We start from the raw sequence: 19,719 nt of genomic DNA, 5'->3' as shown, positions 1-19,719 counted from the left end.
AGAAATCCTGGAATTGTTTGCGGTGGCCGACCGACGGGCCGGCAGGAAAAAGATCCGGATTTTGCTTGAACGGCCAGCCTTCGAAATCCAGAAAACAAGGGGTTCAGAAGTGAACGTCAAGTCTCGCGCCAAGGTCGGCGCTGCTTTCGGTGTCGCGGCTCTCGGTCTCGGCATCCTGGCCTCCCCCGCTTCGGCGGACCCGAGCCCGGTCACTGACTACCGTCAGCTGGCTGGTGTCGGTTCGGACACCACGCAGTACGTCATGAACGGCATCGGCGACGCTGTCGCGAACGCCAACGGCAAGATCGTCGCGTCGTGGAACGCCACCGGCACCGCCACCGTGAAGACCAAGGCGACCGGCTGTGACACCGTCGCCCGCCCGGACGGTTCCTCGGCCGGTATCAACGCGCTGAACGCCGACATCACCGCCGGCACCCACTGCATCGACTTCGCCCGCTCCTCGCGTGGCCCGGTGGACACCACCACCACGGACCTCACGTGGATCCCGTACGCCAAGGACGGTGTGACCTACGCCACCGACCTGGGCAGCACGCTGCCGACGAACCTGACGAAGGCGCAGTTGGCCGCGATCTACCAGTGCAACTCCACCGAGTTCCCGAACGCGCAGCCGCTGCTGCCGCAGTCCGGCTCCGGTACCCGGACCTTCTGGCTGTCGGCCATCGGCATCACCGAGGCGCAGGTCGGCTCCTGCGTCAACGGCACCATCCAGGAGCACAACGGCGAGGCGATCGTCAACGGCAACCAGCTCATGCCGTACTCGATCGCCCAGTGGATCGCCCAGGGCAAGGGCCTCTCCGACGTCCCGAACCGTCGCGGTGAGTCGCGTCTGCGCAGCATCAACAGCCTGGCCCCCACCACGGGCACGGGCTCCGCGATCGCGCTCAACACGGCCTTCGACCCCGGCTTCCTCCGCGACGTCTACAACGTCGTCCCGACCGCCAACCTCTCCGACTCCGTCATCGCGCAGACCTTCGTCGGTACGGGCTCGAAGGTCTGCACCGCCTCCTCCACGATCGCGACCTACGGCTTCGGCGCCGCGTCCAACTGCGGCGACAGCACCACCGCGTCCCTCAAGGGCGAGCGCTGATCCGTGATCGTCTGCTGATCCTCGCGCGACGGCCGGGCACCCTCCAGGTGCCCGGCCCCACGCGCTGTCGTCCGTCAACGTCATCCGTCAACCGTCCCCCGGGGGGCATCGCCGTGACAGTGCTACAGCCATTTCGAAGAGCGGCCGCGATCGTGGCCGCCTGTGCCTTACTCGCCCTGGGCCTCGTGGTCCTGGCCATGTCCCAGTCCCAGCCTGCCCGGGCGGCGTCCGTCGGCGAGTTCACCATGGCGCCCACCGGCGGCAAGCTGAGTGACCCGCAGCCCATCGCCGGCTCGATCGCGATCCCCGGCGCATGTCCCGCCGCCACCATCGAAGACCTCAACTGGAACAGCGTCCTCGCCCTGTACGTCGTCAAGGCCGACGGCACCGAGGTGAAGGCGCTCAACGGGATCACCAGCAAGGCCCCCTACACCGCGGCGACCTCGGCGGTCTCGCTGGTCGCGGCGGACAACCCGGGGATGGTGGTCAGCAGCCTGTCGAACGCCATCACGGGCGACGGCACCTACGAGTTGCGGCTGCGCTGCGTGGACAACTACGACTGGGCCGTTCCGCCCGACTCGATCGTGCCGGGCGACCCGTACTGGACCCAGAAGATCACCGTCACCGGCGACAACTGGGTGGTCGGCGAAGGCGCGGAGGCCACCCAGGTCGCCCTGACCGCCGCCCCCGCCGTGGTCGCGCCCAGCGAGGAGACCACGCTCACCGCGGCGGTGTCACCCGCGGCGGCGGCCGGCACCGTCACCTTCCTGGAAGGCGCGACCACGCTGGGCCAGGCCACGGTCGCAGGCGGCAAGGCCGAGTTCAAGACGTCGACGCTGGCCGAGGGGAACCACACCATCACGGCCCGCTTCGCTCCGGGGAACACCGCCGAGTGGGGAGCCTCGGAATCCGCGCCCTCCGAGGTGACCGTGCAGCTGCCGCGGTACGAGATGCGCGACGCCGCGGGCAAGCTGCTGGCCTACAACCCCGAGTTGCAGCGCGGCCAGACCGTGAAGGTCCTCATCCGCGGCTGCCAGCCGAGCGCGACGTACTCGATGACCATGTTCCACAACGACGCCACCTTCCCCGCCGCCACGGCCGACGCGAGCGGAACGGTGACCTGGTCCACTCTGAAAGTGCCGGACGACGCCGTGGCAGGGGCGAGCAACTGGGACTACAGCCCGGACTGCACCGGCGGCAAGAACCCGGTGCCCGCGGTGGACTTCACCGTCCCCGAGCCGTCCTCCGATTCCCCGTCGCCGAGCCCGAGCGGCTCCTCGACGGACAATCCCTCCGACGAGCCCACGGACGGTTCCAGCAGTGAACCGACCGACGGCTCTTCGGGCGACTCGTCCGGCACCACGTCCGGCACCACCACCTCCGGCGGCAGCGGCACCGGCGGCGACTCCACCTCCGGCGGGACCTCGCCCACCGGGGGCCTCGCCTCCACCGGCAGCCAGATCGCGCTGTTCTCCGGCCTCGGAGCCGTCATCCTCGTCACGGCCGGCGTCCTCGCCGTGCGGTACGGCCGCCGCGAGGGGCTGCTGAAGTTCGGCGACCCCCGCTCGTAGCGGCTCGGGAGCACGGGCGGCGGGGCCCCCACCCCGCCGCCCGCGCCTTCGTATCTCCACCCCACACCTCTGCACAGGAGTGCTCCCCGTGACCGTGTTGTCCCCGCCCCCGCCGGCCGACGCGCCGCCGGTGCCGGCGCCCGCACCCGAGCCCAGGCCCGCCGCGGGGCCGCCGCGGGCCGAGCGCCCCGGCTTCGCGTTCGCCGGGGCCGCGCTGTGCGTGCTCGCCGCGCTGCTGCTCGGCTTCGCCGCCAACCTCACCATCGTCGGCCACCTCCAGCACGCGCGTGACCAGCAGACCGCGTACGACGAGTTCCGCCGTCAACTCGCCCTCGGAACCGCACCGGTGGGCCAGCGGGGTTACGACGGCAAGATGCTGGAGCCCGGCGCGCCCGTCGCCCTGCTGCGCATCCCGGCGCTGGGTCTGAAGGAGGTCGTGGGGGAGGGCACCACCTCCGGGGTGCTGATGTCCGGCCCCGGCCACCGCCGGGACACCCCGCTGCCGGGACAGGCCGGCACCAGCGTGATCATGGGCCGTCAGTGGGGGTACGGCAGCCCCTTCAACGACGTGCACCAACTGCCCCTCGGCACCGAGATCCGGCTGACGACCGGTCAGGGCACCGCCACCTACAAGGTCTCCTCCATCCGCCGCAAGGGTGACCCGCTGCCGCCCACGCTCAAGGAGGGCCAGGGCCGGCTCACGCTCATCACCGCCGACGGCGCGCCCTACACCCCCTCCGGCACCCTCCGCGTGGACGCGACCCTGGCCAGTGCGGTACAGCCCGCCCCGCCCCGCCCGCTGACGCTCGGCTGGATCGACGAGTCCGAGCTGGCCCTGGGCACGGAGAACGCCGCCTGGCTCTCGGTCTTCCTCTGGTCGCAGGGGCTGCTCGGCGCGGCCCTGCTCACCATGGCCGCGTACCGCGTGTGGGGTCGCTGGCAGACCTGGATCGTCTGCGTGCCCGTGCTGACCGCCCTCGGCCTCGCCGTCTCCGGCGCCGCCACCCGCCTGCTGCCCAACCTGCTCTGACCGACGAGGAGTTCCACCATCATGTCCGACACGAACCCGACGCTCGTCGACGAGATCCTCGACCCGACGGTGAAGATGCGGAGCACCAAGGCGAGCAGGCCCGCCGTCTCCGGCGCCGGCGCCGGCCCCGGCGAGAGCAACCCGGCGACCCTGGAGGCCGACTCCATCTCGGCCTGGTTCGGCGACCACAAGGTCCTGGAGCACGTGTCGCTCACCATGCCCGCCCGCAAGGTCACCGCGCTCATCGGCCCGTCCGGCTGCGGCAAGTCCACGTTTCTGCGGATCCTCAACCGCATGCACGAACTGATCGGCTCCGCCTCCCTCGCGGGCCGGGTGCTGCTGGACGGCGAGGACATCTACGACCGCGGCCGCCGCATCACCCACGCCCGCCGCCAGATCGGCATGGTCTTCCAGAAGCCGAACCCCTTCCCGGCGATGTCCATCTACGACAACGTCACCGCAGGCCTGAAACTCGGCGGCATCAAGGCCGGCCGGGAGAACAAGGACTGGCTCGTCGAGGAGTGCCTGACGAAGGCGGGCCTGTGGAAAGAGGTCCGGGACCGGCTCCGGCAGCCCGGCGGCGCGCTCTCCGGCGGCCAGCAGCAGCGCCTGTGCATCGCGCGGTCGCTGGCCGTACGACCGCGGGTCCTGCTCATGGACGAGCCGTGCTCGGCGCTGGACCCGACCTCGACGCGGCGCATCGAGGAGACGATCCACGAACTGTCCGAAGAGGTCACCATCGTGATCGTCACCCACAACATGCAGCAGGCCGCCCGGGTCTCCGACCAGTGCGCGTTCTTCCTCGCCGAGCAGGGCACCCCCGGCGCCATCGTCGAACACGGCACCACGGACGCGATGTTCAACAACCCGCAGGACCCGCGTACGACGGACTACGTGAACGGACGCTTCGGATAGGACGACCGACCACACCAACGGAGGCGCCGGATGCCAGACACCCTCCGAGCGACGAGCGAGGGACGATCCCGCCGCGCGGTGACCCGTACCGCGGCCGTCCTGGCCGCTGTCGCCTTCGTCGCCTCCGTCACGCTCGCCGGCTGCGCCGTCCCCGGAGCGCCCGAGAAGGCGTTGGCGGACCCACCCGCGTCCGTTCCGTCCGCCGAGCGGACTGCCCCGGACCCGGCCGGGCCCACCCCGCTCGGGACATCGGCCCGCCCCCGCACGCCCGGACCCACTCCCACTCCACCGCCCCGCGACCCCGCTCCGGAGGCCTCGCCGTCCCCCAGCGCGCCCACCGTGTCGCCGACGACGAAGCTCCCGGACCTGTCGCGCACACCACCACCCCCGTCCCACTCACCGCGCCCCGGCGCCACGCCCGCGAAGCCGTCACCGAAGCCGTCGGCCAGGGCCGGTGCCGGTGCCGGTGCCGGTGCCGGTGCCGAGACGTTCGGTCGGCGTGGCCAGGACGGTTCGACCACCCTGCGCATCGGCTCCTGGTCGGCCCGGGTGGTACGCGGTGGGCAGGAGGCGGTGGACGCGTGCCACGACGCCGTCCAGTGGACGGGGCCCGACCTGGGGACGGAGGACGGCTACGCGCTGCGTACCGCCGTCGTCGTCGGCCACGACTACTGCGGCTTCGAGCGGTTCGCCAGGCTGCCCGTGGGCACCCTCGTCACGGCCACGACGCCACGCGGCACGTTCGAGTACCGCGTGTACGCCCACTACGTCAGCCCCGGCCGCGGCACCCCGTCCCAGGGCCTGTACTGGGGCGACCTCACGCTCCAGTCCTGCGTCGGCCCGAACACGGGCTTCAGCTACCTCATGCGCGTGTGAGGCGGCGCGGCCGGAGCCCGACACGGGGTTCAGTTGCCTGGGGGGCGGGCTGAACCCCGTGTCCGGCCCATGCGCGGCATCCCGCTCATCGCAGTGATGGGGGCGCGGGACACCTGGCGGGCGGATGCGTCCAAGGGGGGGGTGAGGAGCACATCCGCGCTTGCCTCCAGCGTGAGACGCGCGGGGACGGAGCAGGCAGCCGAGGAGCATGCGACAGCCCAATTCCCCGTGAATCGAGAGACGTTTGAATCCAGGGGTGGTGCCGTACGGACGCCCGCTCAGGGCGCGCTCGGCCAGACCAGCGCCATGTACGCGCTCCAGTACGCCGAACCCAGCAGCGCCGTGGTCACGGCGAGGGCCCGGAAGCGGGGTGAGGCACGGGACAGATGGAGGGCCAGCGGGAGCAGGAGCGGGAAGCCGGGCAGGAGGAAGCGGGCACGGGGGAAGTAGACGCCGCCGCTGCCCAGCACGATCAGCAGCAGGACGCCGGTGAAGACCAGCAGCGGGAGCGGCTGCCGGTCCAAGGCGCCCAGGGCGTAGAGGACCACGGACCCGATCAGCGTGAGCGTCACCATCACCAGGAACAGCTCCGGCCTGGAATCCTGCGTGAGGACCTCCCGCATACGGCGCAGGGTCTCCGCGCCGCCGTCCCAGTCGTTGTGCCACAGGCGCTGCACGGCGAAGTAGCCGTCCCATCGGCCCAGGCGCACGCCCACCCAGCCGACGTAGGCGAACCAGCCCGCCGGGGCGAGGGCCGCGGCCGCGAGGACGCGGGGCGAGAAGCGGTGCCGCAGGGAGAGCAGGGCCGTGACGGTGACCGCGGCCGCCGCCGCGATGCCCGTCGGGCGGGTCAGGCCCGACAACGACGCCAGGGTGCCCGCCCAGAGCCAGCGGCCGGTGAGCACCGCGTACAGCGACCAGGCGGCGAACGCCGTGAAGAGGGACTCCGTGTAACCCATCCACTGGACCAGGCCGACCGGGAGAGCCGCCCACAGGAACGTCAGCAGCAGGGCCACGCGCCGGCCGTGGAGATGGTGGCCGACGGCGAAGACCCCCCATGCGGCGAGGAAGGAGGCGACGATCGAGATCGCCAGGCCCGTCGTGGCGCGCGTCCCCGGGGTCAGGACCGCGGCCGCCTTGACCAGGAACGGGTACAGCGGGAAGAACGCGAGGTTGTTCGCGTCGTACCGGGTGCCCAGGTGATGGGTGTAGCCGTGCTGGGCGATGCCCAGATACCAGTCCGCGTCCCACTGCGTGGCCAGGACGGGCCACACGCCGTGGTGTTGATGGTGCGCCCACAGGGTGAGGAGCAGCAGACTCACGAGGCGTACGGCCCCGTAGGCGAGCAGGGCGGGGGCCGCCCGGCGCAGCTGGGTGCGGAGGGAGCACAGGATGCCTGTGCTCCTGCTCGTCCCCGCACCCGTGCCCGTACTCGCGTTCGTGTTCGCGGGCGCGGGGAGTTCGCCGGGAGCGTTCCGGGGTGGGGAGGATGTCGGCCGGGAAGCGGTCGAGGACACGCGGCAGCTCCTGAGGCTCGGCGGTGCGCTACCGCCAACCGTTCCTCGGTCGGATGGTGGCGCACCGGAGCGCTGCGTCAACTGCCGGGCGGAAATCACCCGTACGTGGCTGGGTCCCGTACTTGGGCCCTCGCGGAGCCGCGGATCCGAGGCGCGGGATCCGAGGCGTGGGATCAGATGCCGGCCGCCGCCGACAGGTCCCGCTTGATCCCCGCGAGCAGCTCGGCGGCCTTCGCGTGGGCCGTGGGCAGCTCGGCGTGCGAGCCGACCGGGACCACGACCTCCAGGTAGCACTTCAGCTTCGGCTCGGTGCCACTCGGGCGGACGATGACGCGGGCGCCGTCCAGCGTGTAGCGCAGCCCGTCGGTCGGCGGAAGCGTGTCCGTGCCCTTCGTCAGGTCCTCGGACCTGGTGATGGACAGGCCCGCCAGCTCCGTCGGGGGCTGCTCGCGCAGCCGGCCCATCGCGTTCGCGATGACCGACAGGTCCTCCACGCGGACCGAGAGCTGATCGGTGGCGTGCAGACCGTGCGCCACGGCGATGTCGTCGAGGAGGTCGAGGAGGGTGCGGCCCGCTTCCTTCAGCTCGGAGGCGAGTTCCGTGATGAGCAGGGCCGCGGTGATGCCGTCCTTGTCGCGTACGCCGTCCGGGTCGACGCAGTACCCGAGCGCCTCCTCGTAGCCGTAGCGCAGGCCCTCCACCCGGGCGATCCACTTGAAGCCGGTGAGGGTCTCCTCGTAGGGGAGGCCCGCCTTCTCGGCGATCCGGCCGAGGAGGGAGGAGGAGACGATCGACTCCGCGAAGGTGCCGCGCGCGCCGCGGTTCACCAGGTGCTGGGCGAGCAGCGCGCCGACCTCGTCGCCGCGCAGCATGCGCCAGTCCGCACCGTCCCTGACGGCCACCGCGCAACGGTCCGCGTCCGGGTCGTTGGCGATGATCAGGTCGGGGCCGGTCTCGCGGGCCTTCGCGAAGGCCAGGTCCATCGCGCCGGGCTCTTCCGGGTTGGGGAAGGCGACGGTGGGAAAGTCGGGGTCCGGTTCCGCCTGCTCGGCGACGAGCACGGGCTCCGGGAAGCCGGCCCGGGCGAAGGCGGCGAGCAGGACGTCCTTGCCGACACCGTGCATCGCCGTGTAGACGGTGCGGGCGGTGCGGGGGGAGTCCTGGGCGAGGACGGCGTCCGTACGGGCCAGGTAGGCGTTCAGGACGCCCTCGTCGAGGGTCTCCCAGCCGGAGTCGGGGCGGGGGACGTCGGCGAGGCCGCCGACGGCGGCGATCTCGGCGGCGATCTCGGCGTCCGCCGGGGGGACGATCTGCGAACCGTCGCCCAGGTAGACCTTGTAGCCGTTGTCGCGGGGCGGGTTGTGGCTGGCGGTGACCTCCACGCCGGCCGCGGCGCCGAGATGCCGTATGGCGTACGCCAGGACGGGCGTGGGCAGGGGGCGGGGCAGGACGGCGGCGCGCAGGCCCGCGCCCGTCATCACCGCGGCGGTGTCACGGGCGAAGTCGGCGGACTTGTGGCGGGCGTCGTAGCCGATGACGACGAGGCCGTCCGTCTCGCCCTGCTTCCTGAGGTACGCGGCCAGGCCGGCGGCGGCACGGATGACCACCGCGCGGTTCATGCGCATCGGGCCCGCGCCGAGTTCGCCCCGCAGGCCGGCGGTGCCGAACTGGAGGGTGCCGCTGAAGCGTGCGGTGAGCTCGGGGACGTCCTTGGAGGCGATGAGCTCGGCGAGCTCCTCGCGGGTATCCGGGTCGGGGTCCTCGGCGAGCCACGCCTCGGCCCGTGCGATGAGTTCGTCCTGCACGTCGGGTGAACCTCTCTGTTTGTGCTGCCCTTGCTTGTGTACCCGGCCAGGGGGTGGGTGTGTCGGCTGCGGGCCCGTGGGGGCCGGCCGCGCAGTTCCCCGCGCCCCTGAAGGGGCGCTGCGCGCACCCTCCAGCCCGTCCGGCGTTTGAGGACGAGACCCCTCAGGCCGATGGGGGGTCTGGGGGCGGAGCCCCCAGTCTGAGGATGGGCCGGGTAGGGGCGGCGGGGGCGATCAAGCCCTACAGGCGGTCCAGGACCTGGGTGAGGAGGGCGCCCATGCGGGTCGCGGAGTCGCGGCCGGCCTGGAGGACCTCCTCGTGGTTGAGGGGCTCGCCCGTCATACCGGCGGCGAGGTTGGTGACGAGGGAGATGCCGAGAACCTCCGCACCGGCCTCACGCGCGGCGATCGCTTCGAGAACCGTCGACATGCCGACGAGGTCCGCGCCGAGGACACGGGCCATCCGGATCTCGGCCGGCGTCTCATAGTGCGGCCCGGTGAACTGCGCGTAGACGCCCTCCTCCAGGGTGGGGTCGACCTCCTTGCAGAGGGTGCGCAGCCGCGGCGAGTACAGGTCGGTGAGGTCGACGAAGTTCGCCCCGACGATCGGGGACGTCGCCGTCAGGTTGATGTGGTCGCTGATCAGCACCGGCTGGCCGGGGCGCATGTCCGCGCGCAGACCACCGCAGCCGTTGGTGAGCACGATGGTCTTGCAGCCCGCGGCGACGGCGGTACGCACGCCGTGCGCGACGGCGGCGACCCCGCGGCCCTCGTAGTAGTGGGTGCGGCCGAGGAAGACCAGGGCCCGCTTGTCACCGACCTTGTACGAGCGGATCTTGCCGCCGTGCCCCTCGACCGCCGGCGGGGGGAACCCGGGCAGCTCGGTGACCTGGAACTCGGCCTCGGGGGTGCCGAGGGCGTCCACGGCCGGAGCCCAGCCGGAGCCCATCACGAGCGCGACGTCGTGGGTCTCGGCGCCCGTGAGCTCCCGCAGGCGGGTGGCGGCGGCGTCGGCGGCGGCGTGAGGGTCGCCCTGGATGTCGTCCGGAAGAAGAGATGCGTTCACGCGCATGAGCGTAGCTGGTCCAGGCCTACGCGCGTAGATGACGGAGGTCACGGTCTTGCGATCGTTGTCTTGTCGTTTCCGACGAAGGGGTGGGAACGGGGTGGACCGGCGTTTCCCACGAGAGGCGTCGTCGGCAGGGTCGCCCGGGGCGCGGAAGGGCCCCTCAGCAGGGACGCTTGCGCAGTTCCATCACATAGTCGTGGGGCGCGCCCGCCGACTCCGCCGCGTCGGCGATCTCACCGAGGTAGCGCGCGGAGGGGAGTCCGCCCTCGTACCCGTTCAGTACGTACACCCACGCGGGTTCCTCGCCCTCCAGCGTGTGCACCCGTACGCGCATCCGGCGATATATGTCGAGGCCCACGCCCTCCCAGCGGTCCATGGAGTCCTCGTCCAGGGGGGCGATGTCGTACAGCGCCACGAAGACCTGCGAGCGGGGGGCCTCGACGAGGGTCGCCAGCGCGCCTTCCCAGCCCATGTGCTCGCCCCCGAACGTCAGCCGCCAGCCGTTCAGCCAGCCCGTGGCGCGCAGCGGCGAGTGCGGGGCGCGGCGCGTCATGAGCCGCGGGTCGAGATTGCCGGCGTACGCGGCGTAGAGCGACATGAGGTCGAGGGTACGGCAGGGAACTCAGGAGCCTCTTGCGTAACAGAACGCATCAGCGCATAACGGATGAGCGCATAACGGAAGGGGCTCGGATGCGGGCGGGCGCGGCCCCCGGGCGGAAGCATCTTGAAGCGTGCGGGACAATGGAGTACGTGACTCGGATCGTGATCATCGGTGGCGGACCCGGCGGATATGAGGCGGCGCTGGTTGCCGCCCAGCTCGGCGCGGAGGTGACCGTCGTCGACTGCGACGGTCTGGGCGGGGCGTCGGTGCTCACCGACTGCGTGCCGTCGAAGACCCTTATCGCGACGGCCGAGGTGATGACCACCTTCGACTCGTCGTACGAGGAGCTGGGGATCATCGTCGCCGACGACACCCCTCCCGCGGAGCAGGCGGCCCGGGTCGTCGGCGTCGATCTCGGGAAGGTCAACCGGCGTGTGAAGCGGCTCGCGCTCGCGCAGTCGCACGACATCACGGCCTCCGTGACGCGGGCCGGCGCGCGGGTGCTGCGCGGGCGTGGGCGACTGGAGGGCATGCAGTCCCTGGACGGCTCGCGCAAGGTCGTCGTACGGGCCGCGGACGGGACCGAGGAGACGCTCGTCGCCGACGCGGTGCTGATCGCCACCGGCGGGCATCCACGTGAGCTGCCCGACGCGCAGCCGGACGGCGAGCGGATTCTGAACTGGACGCAGGTCTACGACCTCGACGAGCTCCCGGAGGAGCTCATCGTCGTCGGTTCCGGTGTCACCGGCGCCGAGTTCGCCGGTGCCTACCAGGCGCTCGGGTCGCGCGTCACGCTCGTCTCCAGCCGCGACCGCGTGCTGCCGGGCGAGGACCCGGACGCCGCCGCCGTGCTGGAGGACGTGTTCCGGCGCCGTGGGATGAACGTCATGGCCCGCTCCCGCGCCGAGTCCGTCAAGCGGGTCGGCGACCGGGTCGAGGTCACGCTCTCCGACGGCCGGGTCATCAGCGGCTCGCACTGTCTGATGGCCGTCGGCGCCATCCCGAACAGCAGCGGAATGGGTCTGGAGGAGGCCGGGGTCAGGGTCAGGGACTCCGGGCACATCTGGACCGACAAGGTCTCCAGGACCACCGCCCCGGGTGTGTACGCCGCCGGTGACGTGACGGGCGTCTTCGCCCTCGCCTCCGTCGCGGCGATGCAGGGACGTATCGCCATGTACCACTTCCTGGGCGACGCGGTCGCTCCGCTGAACCTGAAGACCGTCTCGTCCAACGTCTTCACCGACCCCGAGATCGCCACCGTCGGCTACTCGCAGGCCGACGTGGACGCGGGCAAGATCGACGCCCGGGTCGTCAAGCTGCCCCTGCTGCGCAACCCGCGCGCCAAGATGCAGGGCATCCGGGACGGCTTCGTCAAGATCTTCTGCCGCCCCGGCACCGGGATCATCGTCGGTGGCGTGGTCGTCGCGCCGCGCGCCTCGGAACTGATCCATCCCATCTCGATCGCGGTCGACAACAATCTGACGGTCGAACAGATCGCGAACGCGTTCACCGTGTATCCCTCCCTTTCGGGCTCGATCGCCGAGGTCGCACGGCAGTTGCACACCCGCAAGGCGGGCGACGGGGGCTGACGTCCCACCCCGACTTCCCGCTGGTCACGGGGAGTTGTCGACCATTCGTACGGCATAGGCGGCGCGAGTAGGCGCGTATACCACTTCGCGTACTGCCATGCGAACAACTTCTGTTATTCGGCGCAAACTGCTGAAAGCAGACGGTCGTTGGGGTTACTGTCAGTTTCGTGTTCGCTGCAGAACGTCGCCAATTGATCCTCGAAATGGTGCGAGCGAACGGGGCCGTGTCGCTCCGTGAGCTCGCCCGCGTCGTCCAGACCTCCGAAGTGACCGTACGGCGGGACGTGCGCGCACTGGAGGCAGAAGGACTCCTCGACCGCCGGCATGGCGGTGCGGTATTGCCGGGCGGGTTCACGCGGGAGTCCGGCTTTCCGCAGAAATCGCATCTCGCGACCGCCGAGAAGACGGCCATCGCCGATCTCGCCGCGGGTCTCGTCGAAGAGGGCGAGGCCATCGTGGTGGGCGCGGGCACCACGACGCAGGAGCTGGCGCGCCGGCTCGCGCGGGTGCCCGGGCTGACCGTCGTCACCAACTCCCTGCTGGTGGCGCAGGCGCTGGCCCATGCCAACCGCGTCGAGGTCGTGATGACCGGCGGCACCCTGCGCGGTTCCAACTACGCCCTGGTCGGCAGCGGCGCCGAGCAGTCCCTCCAGGGGTTGCGGGTCTCGCGGGCCTTTCTCTCCGGCAGTGGGCTCACCGCCGAGCGCGGGCTGTCCACCTCCAACATGCTGTCGGCGTCCGTCGACCGCGCGCTGGTGCAGGCCGCCGCGGAGGTCGTCGTCCTCGCCGACCACACCAAGCTCGGCACCGACACGATGTTCCAGACGGTGCCGACCGATCTGATCACCCGCCTGGTCACGGACGAGCCGCCGGCTCACGACGACCGCGCGGTCACCGAACTGCAGGCCCTGGCGGACCAGGGCGTACAGATCGCGGTGGCCGGGCAGTCGGGCGGCGGCACGGGAGGGGATACGGTCCCGGCGGGGCGCCAGCCGCGCCGGGACATGCCCCTCCCCGGTCCGCGCCGCGGCCAGGTGCCGGGTGCGGGACCGCAGTTGCGCAGCGCTACGGTCCTGGGCGAGCAGTCCCCGGGAGAGCGGGCGCGAGTGGCGGATTTGCGCCGCCGCTGACCGATCCGACCGGCGTGCACCGCCATGGGCCGTATGGCGTACGCCGGGCACCCTCCACTCGGCCGTCCCCCCGGTCGCGCTACGGGGAAGCGGTCCAGCTCACGGCGTACGGGTACGGTTTGTCCGCATGCGTCCCGGCTTGCGACGGCTCCTCGTCCACCCGCAACCTGTCCCTGACACGGCGACGGGAGGCGGTGACGCACAGGTGAACGACGGATCGCGTCGTTCGCACCGGCGACGGATGCGGTACGTCGTCCTGGGGAGCCGGCCCGCCCGCGGGTCCGCCCGCGGGGTGAAGACGGTGGCACGGGCCCGTACGGCGGGGACGGCGATCCGGCGTGCCGCGGAGCGCGACGACGTGCCGGTGAACCAGGGGCTTCGGACGGCCGCGGCGTACGCATGGCGGCTGCTGGTGCTCGGGGTGGTCGTGTACGCGGCCTTCAAGATCCTGGGCCGGTTGCAACTGGTCGCCGTGGCGCTGTTCCTCGCGCTGGTGGTGACCTCGGTGCTGCGTCCTCTGGCCGATCTGCTGGCGCGGCGCATGCCCCGGTCCCTGGCCGTCGTGGTGAGCGTGGTGGGCAGTCTGGTGCTGATGCTCGGGCTGCTGGCGCTGGTCGGCAGTCTGGTCGCGGGCGAGTCGGACCAGTTGGGCCAGCAGTTCGCCGGGGGCGTCGGGCGGATCCAGCGGTGGCTGGAGGGCCCTCCCTTCCGCGTCCGCCACACCGTGCTGTCGGACTTTCAGGGCAAGGTGAGGACGTACCTCTCGGAGCACCGCTCCACGCTGATCAGCAGTGCCCTCAGCGGCGTGGGGCGGGCGGTGGAGGTGCTGACCGGAGCGGTGCTCGCGCTGTTCTGCTCGCTGTTCTTCATCCACTCCGGGGACAGGTTCTGGCACTGGTTCCAGGGCCTGCTGCCCGAGAGTGCCAGGGATCCCTGGGGCCGCGCGGGACGGGCCGCCTGGCGGACGTTCGCCGGGTACACCCGCGGCATCATCATCGTGGCCGCCACCAACGCCGTACTGGTCGGGATCGCCCTGTTCGCGCTGCGCGTGCCGCTGGCCCTGCCACTGACCCTGCTGGAGTTCTTCGCCGCGTTCATCCCGCTGGTGGGCTCGCCCATCGCGCTGGCCGTGGCCACGGTCGTCGCGCTGGCCTCACGGGGGCCGGTCATCGCGCTCGTGGTGCTCGCCATGATCGTGGTCGTCGGCCAGATCGAGGGCCATGTCCTGCACCCGCTCGTGCTGAGCTGGGCGGTCCGGCTGCACCCGGTGGTCGTGGCCCTGTCCGTCATCTCCGGCGGCATCCTCGCCGGTGTGATCGGCGCGGTCGTCGCCGTCCCGATGGTGTCGGTCGCCTGGTCCGTGATCAGCGAGATCCGAACCCGCCCCGACCCGGCCCATCCCGGCCGCTCACCCGGCTGAGGCGACGAACAACGCCGAAGCGCCCGGCGGACCGATCGCTCGGTTCGGCGGGCGCTTCGGATGTCGTACGACCGTGTCGTCAGTCCTTGATCTCACAGATCGCGGCGCCGGACGTGATGGACGCGCCGACCTCCGCGCTCAGGCCCTTGATGGTGCCGGAGCGGTGGGCGTTGAGGGGCTGTTCCATCTTCATGGCCTCCAGGACGACGACGAGGTCGCCCTCCTTGACCTCCTGGCCCTCCTCGACCGCGACCTTGACGATCGTGCCCTGCATCGGCGAGGCGAGCGTGTCACCGGAGGCGACCGGGCCGGACTTCTTGGCCGCGCGGCGCTTGGGCTTGGCGCCCGCGGCGAGGCCGGTGCGGGCCAGGGACATGCCCAGCGAGGAGGGCAGCGAGACCTCCAGGCGCTTGCCGCCGACCTCGACGACCACCGTCTCGCGGCCCGGCTCCTCGTCGGTCTCCGTGTCCGCGGGAGCCGTGAAGGCGGGGATCTCGTTGGCGAACTCGGTCTCGATCCAGCGGGTGTGGACCGTGAACGGGTCGGCGGAGCCGGTCAGTTCGGGGGCGAAGGCCGGGTCCTGGACCACCGCGCGGTGGAACGGGATGGCGGTCGCCATGCCCTCGACCTGGAACTCCTCGAGGGCGCGGGCGGCACGCTGGAGCGCCTGCTCGCGGGTGGCGCCGGTGACGATCAGCTTGGCGAGCAGGGAGTCCCAGGCCGGGCCGATCACACTGCCGGACTCGACGCCCGCGTCCAGGCGCACGCCCGGACCCGACGGCGGGGCGAACAGCGTCACCGTGCCGGGGGCGGGCAGGAAGTTGCGTCCCGGGTCTTCGCCGTTGATGCGGAACTCGAAGGAGTGGCCGCGCAGGGCGGGGTCGCCGTAGCCGAGTTCCTCGCCGTCGGCGATGCGGAACATCTCGCGGACGAGGTCGATGCCGGCGACTTCCTCGGTGACGGGGTGCTCGACCTGGAGGCGGGTGTTGACCTCGAGGAAGGAGATCGTGCCGTCCATGCCGACGAGGAACTCCACGGTGCCGGCGCCGACGTAGCCGGCTTCCTTGAGGATCGCCTTGGAGGAGGAGTACAGCTCCGCCACCTGGGCGTCCGACAGGAACGGCGCGGGGGCCTCCTCCACCAGTTTCTGGTGGCGGCGCTGGAGGGAGCAGTCGCGGGTGGAGACGACGACGACGTTGCCGTGGGTGTCGGCCAGGCACTGGGTCTCGACGTGGCGGGGCTTGTCGAGGTAGCGCTCGACGAAGCACTCGCCGCGGCCGAACGCGGCCACCGCCTCACGCACGGCGGACTCGTACAGCTCGGGGACCTCTTCGAGGGTGCGGGCGACCTTCAGGCCGCGTCCGCCGCCGCCGAAGGCCGCCTTGATCGCGATCGGCAGTCCGTGCTCGCGGGCGAAGGCGACGACCTCGTCGGCGCCGTTCACCGGGTCCGGTGTCCCCGCGACGAGGGGGGCTCCGGCGCGCTGGGCGATGTGGCGGGCGGCGACCTTGTCGCCGAGGTCGCGGATGGCCTGCGGGGGCGGGCCGATCCAGGTCAGGCCGGCGTCCAGGACCGCCTGGGCGAACTCGGCGTTCTCCGACAGGAAGCCGTAGCCCGGGTGGATGGCGTCCGCGCCGGAGTCCTTGGCGGCCTGGAGGACCTTGGCGATGTCCAGGTAGCTGGTGGCGGGGGTGTCACCGCCCAGGGCGAACGCCTCGTCCGCCGCCCGGACATGCAGAGCGTCCCTGTCTGGTTCCGCATACACGGCAACGCTCGCGATCCCGGCATCCCGGCACGCCCGGGCCACGCGGACAGCGATTTCGCCACGGTTGGCGATGAGCACCTTGCGCACGATGGCTCCCTCCTTGAAACAAGCCGAGTTTAGGGACTGCCGACACGACCTTTCGACCCGTCCCCAATGGTGAGCTTGCCCACACGGAGCGTGATTCGAGGCTCGCTCGACCCGCGAGATCCCTTGTCACACCGCGGTACGCAGGAATCCTTGGCTGAACCCTAGCCCTCCTGTGTGGCCAAGGTCTCTGTGAGGCCGTGCTGCGACGCACAGCGTTTCTTTGTGGAGTCCCTACGAATGGCCCAACGATTCTTTGCCCGCGGCCGAACCCTTGTCCCGGCGTTTACCCGTTAGTAGCGTTCGGGAGGTCTCGAACATACTTGGGGTAACAGCACTCGGAAGTGGGTGGGGACCGGTGGTGCGCAGACCGGTGGCGTGGGTGGCGGCGATCGTGCTCTTCGTGGAGGCGATCGGCATCGCGCTGCTGAACTGGTTCCTCGGCGTGGTCGTCGACCGCCAGGACATGTCTCTGGCGGGTCTCGACTCGGACATGATGTCCGTCTCGTCCAAGGTCGGGGGGCTGGTCTTCGGCCTCTACTTCGCGCTGTGCGGCGTCGCCGCGCTGCTCGTCGCGGTGCGCGGCCGCGCCCCGGGCCTCTTCGGCCGCATCCTGCTGATCAGCGCCGCCGTGGTGCACGGTCTGCTCGGCGCGTTCACGGTGGGCCTGGTGGGCTGGGGCGCGTTCGTGTTCATGATGGTGGCGCTCGGGCTGATCGTGTTCACTCTGTTGGCCTTCGACCGCGGCGCGGGTCCCGCCGACGCCGCGCCGGGCGACGGCGCGGGCGGCAAGGACGGCAAGGACGGCAACGGGGGCACGAACGGGGACCCGAACGGCGGTATGAACGGGGGTACCGGGGGATCCCCGGTCACGGCGCCCCCGACACCGAGCGCGTCCTGATCACTTCTCGCGCGGGGTCCACAACTCCGTGATGCTCACGCCCAGTTGGGCCAGCAGGCGGCGCACCAGCGGCAGGGAGATGCCGATGACGTTGCCGTGGTCGCCGTCGATGCCCTCGATGAAGGGGGCCGAGCGGCCGTCGAGCGTGAAGGCCCCGGCGACGTGGAGCGGCTCGCCCGAGGCGACGTACGCGGCGATCTCGGCGTCGGTCGGGTCGCCGAAGCGGACCACCGTGGACGCGGTCGCCGACGCGTAGCGTTTGGCGGCCGTGTCGTAGACGCAGTGTCCCGTCTGGAGGGTGCCGGCCCGGCCGCGCATCGCCTTCCAGCGCGCGGTGGCCTCCTCGGCGTCCGCGGGCTTGCCCAGTGCCTCGCCGTCCAGGTCGAGGACCGAGTCGCAGCCGATCACCAGGGCGCCCTGGACCTCGGTCCGGGCGGCCACGACGGAGGCCTTGGCCTCGGCCAGGGCGAGCGCGAGTTCGGCGGGGGTCGGGGCGGAGACGGCGTCCTCGTCGACGCCGCTCACGATGACCTCGGGGTCGAGTCCGGCCTGGCGCAGCAGGCCGAGCCGGGCGGGGGACTGCGAGGCGAGCACGAGGCGGCGGCGCGGCTGATCAGTCATGCGGTCAGGGTATCGGCGTGGGCGTGTCGTCCCCCGTCGCCTGTCCCACCTCGCGCCGAGCACGCCGCGCCGATCACATCACTCCGAGGACGATCATCGCGAGCAGCATGGCCAACGCCATGAGAAGGCCGAGTCGCCGCAACATCTCCTGCATGTCGCGAAGTTCCTTGGGCGGCTCGTTCTCCGGGTCGGACCACAGCATGCCTTCGATCGTGCGGCGGCGAGGGCGCCGACCGCCTGAGTACGCGTACTCAACTTGCCCACGACCCGATTAAACGGGTCCAGGGTTCCTTTAGTGTGCCTCCTCCTGTTACGGTCATGCCAGCTACTAAAGGAACTCTGGTCCCTTTTATGGAGGCAGCTGCCGTGTTCACCACCGTCTGGACCGCATCGCCCCAGCTCCCCGCCATGGGCTTCACCCCCAACTGGTCCCAGGAGGGCTTCTGGCGCCAGTCCCTGCGCCAGGTCGTCCGCATCGGGGCGGGCGGCGGCCGGGTTCGTATACGGCTGTCGAACGCGTACGGCAGCTCGCCGCTGCGGATCGCGGGAGCCACCGTGGCCCGTGCGGGTGAGGGGGCCGGTGTCGAGCCCGGCTCACTGCGGCGGCTCACCTTCGAGGGGGCCGGGGGCGTCGAGATCCCGGCGCGCGGACAGGTCGCCAGCGACCCCGCCGAACTCGCGGTGGAGGCCCTGGAGTCCGTGACCGTCACCCTGCACCTCGACGCCGTCACCGGGCCCGCGACCTTCCACGCCCAGGCCTTCGCGACGAGCCACCGGGGTGAGGGCGACCGCCTCGACGACCTCGACGGCGACGGATTCGGCGAGACGAGCGAGTCCTGGTACTTCCTGTCGGCCGTCGAGGTCGACGCGGACCGCACGGATGGTGTCGTGCTCTTCGGGGACTCCATCGTGGACGGGTTCGGCTCGACGCCGGGCGCGAACCGCCGCTGGTCGGACGCGCTCGCCGAGCGCACGGGGCGGCCCGTTCTGGGCGCGGGCATCGGCGGGAACCTGCTGCTGAACGACTCCGCCTGGTACGGGGAGAAGGGTGTCCGGCGGTTCGGGCGGGACGTTCTCGGTCAGGCCGGGGTCGAGGCGGTCGTCGTGCTGCTGGGGCTCAACGACATCGGGTTCAGCGAGACGGACGAACAGCCGACGTACAAGCCCGCGCCGGTGGTGGAGGCCGATGAACTCATCGGCGGGTACCGGCAGTTGATACGGCAGGCTCGCGGGCGGGGGCTGCGGGCGATCGGGGCGACGCTGCTCCCCTTCGGCGGGTCCGATCACTGGGGGGAGCGGGCGGCGAAGGTGAGCCGTGAGGTGAACGGGTGGATTCTCGGGGCGGGGGAGTGGGATGCGGTGGTGGACCTCAACGAGGTGTTGGCCGATCCGGGGGATCCGGATCGGCTACGGGGTGTGTACGACTTCGGCGATCACCTGCACCCCAATGACGCCGGGTACGAGGTGATGGCCGAGGAGGTGTCGGGGTGCTTCTAGGCGGGCCAGTACGTGCGCGTCCATGCCGTGGGTCCCGGCTGGGGCAGGTACTGGGCGGCTATGCGGGACGGGTCCGACCAGGAGTCCCGGCTGCCGGGCGCGCCGGGTGGCGTGGTGGCCGCCGCGGCGCGCGCTCGGACCACCGCCAGAGCGGCGGCCAGCTCCTCCGGGGTCGGATTGCCCCGTACGACCTTGATCGTCATGTCTGCTCCCAAGGGTC

At 71.4% G+C, this 19,719-nt stretch carries 18 protein-coding genes; 10 read left to right on the top strand and 8 right to left on the bottom strand.

Going from position 1 to position 19,719, the window contains the following annotated elements; all coding sequences use genetic code 11:
* Positions 1-109: 109 nt before the first annotated feature.
* From ACZ7M2_RS10100 to ACZ7M2_RS10080, 5 genes are all read left to right on the top strand, one after another.
* The gene (locus ACZ7M2_RS10100) at positions 110-1,108 is read left to right on the top strand and encodes a hypothetical protein (RefSeq protein WP_471594860.1); all 999 of its coding nucleotides are present in this window, start codon (positions 110-112) and stop codon (positions 1,106-1,108) included.
* Between the two features lie 152 nt (positions 1,109-1,260).
* Positions 1,261-2,679, top strand: coding sequence for an Ig-like domain-containing protein (locus ACZ7M2_RS10095; protein WP_471594859.1), 1,419 nt, complete (start codon positions 1,261-1,263; stop codon positions 2,677-2,679).
* Positions 2,680-2,767: 88 nt separating this feature from the next.
* Positions 2,768-3,709, top strand: coding sequence for a sortase (locus tag ACZ7M2_RS10090; RefSeq protein ID WP_352049164.1), 942 nt, complete (start codon positions 2,768-2,770; stop codon positions 3,707-3,709).
* A 21-nt stretch (positions 3,710-3,730) separates the two neighbouring features.
* Positions 3,731-4,624, top strand: coding sequence for a phosphate ABC transporter ATP-binding protein PstB (gene pstB / locus ACZ7M2_RS10085; RefSeq protein ID WP_471594858.1), 894 nt, complete (start codon positions 3,731-3,733; stop codon positions 4,622-4,624).
* 30 nt (positions 4,625-4,654) lie between these two features.
* Positions 4,655-5,500, top strand: coding sequence for a hypothetical protein (locus ACZ7M2_RS10080; RefSeq protein ID WP_471594857.1), 846 nt, complete (start codon positions 4,655-4,657; stop codon positions 5,498-5,500).
* 278 nt (positions 5,501-5,778) lie between these two features.
* On the opposite strand, the gene ACZ7M2_RS10075 is transcribed toward ACZ7M2_RS10080, so the two are convergent.
* The 4 genes from ACZ7M2_RS10075 to ACZ7M2_RS10060 all read right to left on the bottom strand — a co-directional run bounded on the left by ACZ7M2_RS10075 (position 5,779) and on the right by ACZ7M2_RS10060 (position 10,489).
* Complete coding sequence (locus ACZ7M2_RS10075; RefSeq protein ID WP_471594856.1) at positions 5,779-7,017, bottom strand: hypothetical protein; 1,239 nt, start codon at positions 7,015-7,017, stop codon at positions 5,779-5,781.
* 173 nt (positions 7,018-7,190) lie between these two features.
* Positions 7,191-8,822 carry a phospho-sugar mutase gene (locus tag ACZ7M2_RS10070; protein ID WP_471594855.1) on the bottom strand — a complete coding sequence of 544 codons (1,632 nt, stop codon included), beginning with the start codon at positions 8,820-8,822 and terminating at the stop codon, positions 7,191-7,193.
* A gap of 241 nt (positions 8,823-9,063) precedes the next feature.
* Positions 9,064-9,888, bottom strand: coding sequence for a purine-nucleoside phosphorylase (locus ACZ7M2_RS10065; RefSeq protein ID WP_099946600.1), 825 nt, complete (start codon positions 9,886-9,888; stop codon positions 9,064-9,066).
* A 163-nt stretch (positions 9,889-10,051) separates the two neighbouring features.
* Positions 10,052-10,489, bottom strand: a complete 438-nt coding sequence (locus ACZ7M2_RS10060) for a gamma-glutamylcyclotransferase family protein (RefSeq protein WP_075028313.1) — start codon at positions 10,487-10,489, stop codon at positions 10,052-10,054.
* Positions 10,490-10,632: 143 nt separating this feature from the next.
* Between ACZ7M2_RS10060 and ACZ7M2_RS10055 the strand changes: the two genes are divergently transcribed.
* The 3 genes from ACZ7M2_RS10055 (at position 10,633) to ACZ7M2_RS10045 (ending at position 14,631) form a co-directional block, all read left to right on the top strand.
* Complete coding sequence (locus tag ACZ7M2_RS10055) at positions 10,633-12,081, top strand: NAD(P)H-quinone dehydrogenase (RefSeq protein WP_352049168.1); 1,449 nt, start codon at positions 10,633-10,635, stop codon at positions 12,079-12,081.
* A gap of 167 nt (positions 12,082-12,248) precedes the next feature.
* Positions 12,249-13,211 carry a DeoR/GlpR family DNA-binding transcription regulator gene (locus ACZ7M2_RS10050; protein ID WP_075028312.1) on the top strand — a complete coding sequence of 321 codons (963 nt, stop codon included), beginning with the start codon at positions 12,249-12,251 and terminating at the stop codon, positions 13,209-13,211.
* Positions 13,212-13,452: 241 nt separating this feature from the next.
* A complete protein-coding gene (locus ACZ7M2_RS10045; RefSeq protein ID WP_471594854.1) occupies positions 13,453-14,631 on the top strand; it encodes an AI-2E family transporter in 1,179 nt (392 codons plus the stop codon).
* Positions 14,632-14,710: 79 nt separating this feature from the next.
* Here the strand turns inward: ACZ7M2_RS10045 and ACZ7M2_RS10040 are convergent, their stop codons facing one another.
* Positions 14,711-16,483 carry an acetyl/propionyl/methylcrotonyl-CoA carboxylase subunit alpha gene (locus ACZ7M2_RS10040; RefSeq protein ID WP_471594853.1) on the bottom strand — a complete coding sequence of 591 codons (1,773 nt, stop codon included), beginning with the start codon at positions 16,481-16,483 and terminating at the stop codon, positions 14,711-14,713.
* A gap of 355 nt (positions 16,484-16,838) precedes the next feature.
* Here ACZ7M2_RS10040 and ACZ7M2_RS10035 point away from each other — a divergent pair, with 355 nt between their 5' ends.
* Positions 16,839-17,381, top strand: a complete 543-nt coding sequence (locus ACZ7M2_RS10035) for a hypothetical protein (protein ID WP_471594852.1) — start codon at positions 16,839-16,841, stop codon at positions 17,379-17,381.
* Here the strand turns inward: ACZ7M2_RS10035 and ACZ7M2_RS10030 are convergent, their stop codons facing one another.
* Both ACZ7M2_RS10030 and mmpB read right to left on the bottom strand, forming a co-directional pair.
* Positions 17,382-18,002, bottom strand: coding sequence for a Maf family protein (locus tag ACZ7M2_RS10030; protein WP_471594851.1), 621 nt, complete (start codon positions 18,000-18,002; stop codon positions 17,382-17,384).
* 73 nt (positions 18,003-18,075) lie between these two features.
* Positions 18,076-18,204: a morphogenic membrane protein MmpB gene (mmpB, locus tag ACZ7M2_RS10025; protein WP_096239832.1), complete on the bottom strand. Its 129-nt coding sequence runs from the start codon at positions 18,202-18,204 to the stop codon at positions 18,076-18,078.
* A 164-nt stretch (positions 18,205-18,368) separates the two neighbouring features.
* On the opposite strand from mmpB, the gene ACZ7M2_RS10020 reads away from it, so the two are divergent.
* The gene (locus ACZ7M2_RS10020) at positions 18,369-19,499 is read left to right on the top strand and encodes an SGNH/GDSL hydrolase family protein (protein WP_471594850.1); all 1,131 of its coding nucleotides are present in this window, start codon (positions 18,369-18,371) and stop codon (positions 19,497-19,499) included.
* On the opposite strand, the gene ACZ7M2_RS10015 is transcribed toward ACZ7M2_RS10020, so the two are convergent.
* Positions 19,496-19,702 (bottom strand): acyl-CoA carboxylase epsilon subunit, encoded by a 207-nt coding sequence (locus tag ACZ7M2_RS10015; protein ID WP_471594849.1) that lies wholly within the window; start codon positions 19,700-19,702, stop codon positions 19,496-19,498. The genes ACZ7M2_RS10020 and ACZ7M2_RS10015 overlap by 4 nt on opposite strands.
* Between the last annotated feature and the right edge of the window lie 17 nt (positions 19,703-19,719).

The sequence above is a fragment of the Streptomyces sp. NPDC111507 genome, from assembly GCF_055638955.1.
This window is presented reverse-complemented; position numbering and strand designations above follow the sequence as displayed.

Excerpts from the sequence above, each read along its gene's own strand:
- pstB (WP_471594858.1), top strand. The coding sequence starts at position 3,731 with ATGTCCGACACGAACCCGACGCTCGTCGACGAGATCCTCGACCCGACG.
- ACZ7M2_RS10080 (WP_471594857.1), top strand. The coding sequence starts at position 4,655 with ATGCCAGACACCCTCCGAGCGACGAGCGAGGGACGATCCCGCCGCGCG.
- ACZ7M2_RS10060 (WP_075028313.1), bottom strand. The coding sequence starts at position 10,489 with ATGTCGCTCTACGCCGCGTACGCCGGCAATCTCGACCCGCGGCTCATG.
- ACZ7M2_RS10055 (WP_352049168.1), top strand. The coding sequence starts at position 10,633 with ATGGAGTACGTGACTCGGATCGTGATCATCGGTGGCGGACCCGGCGGA.
- ACZ7M2_RS10045 (WP_471594854.1), top strand. The coding sequence starts at position 13,453 with ATGCGGTACGTCGTCCTGGGGAGCCGGCCCGCCCGCGGGTCCGCCCGC.
- ACZ7M2_RS10030 (WP_471594851.1), bottom strand. The coding sequence starts at position 18,002 with ATGACTGATCAGCCGCGCCGCCGCCTCGTGCTCGCCTCGCAGTCCCCC.
- mmpB (WP_096239832.1), bottom strand. The coding sequence starts at position 18,204 with ATGCTGTGGTCCGACCCGGAGAACGAGCCGCCCAAGGAACTTCGCGAC.
- ACZ7M2_RS10015 (WP_471594849.1), bottom strand. The coding sequence starts at position 19,702 with ATGACGATCAAGGTCGTACGGGGCAATCCGACCCCGGAGGAGCTGGCC.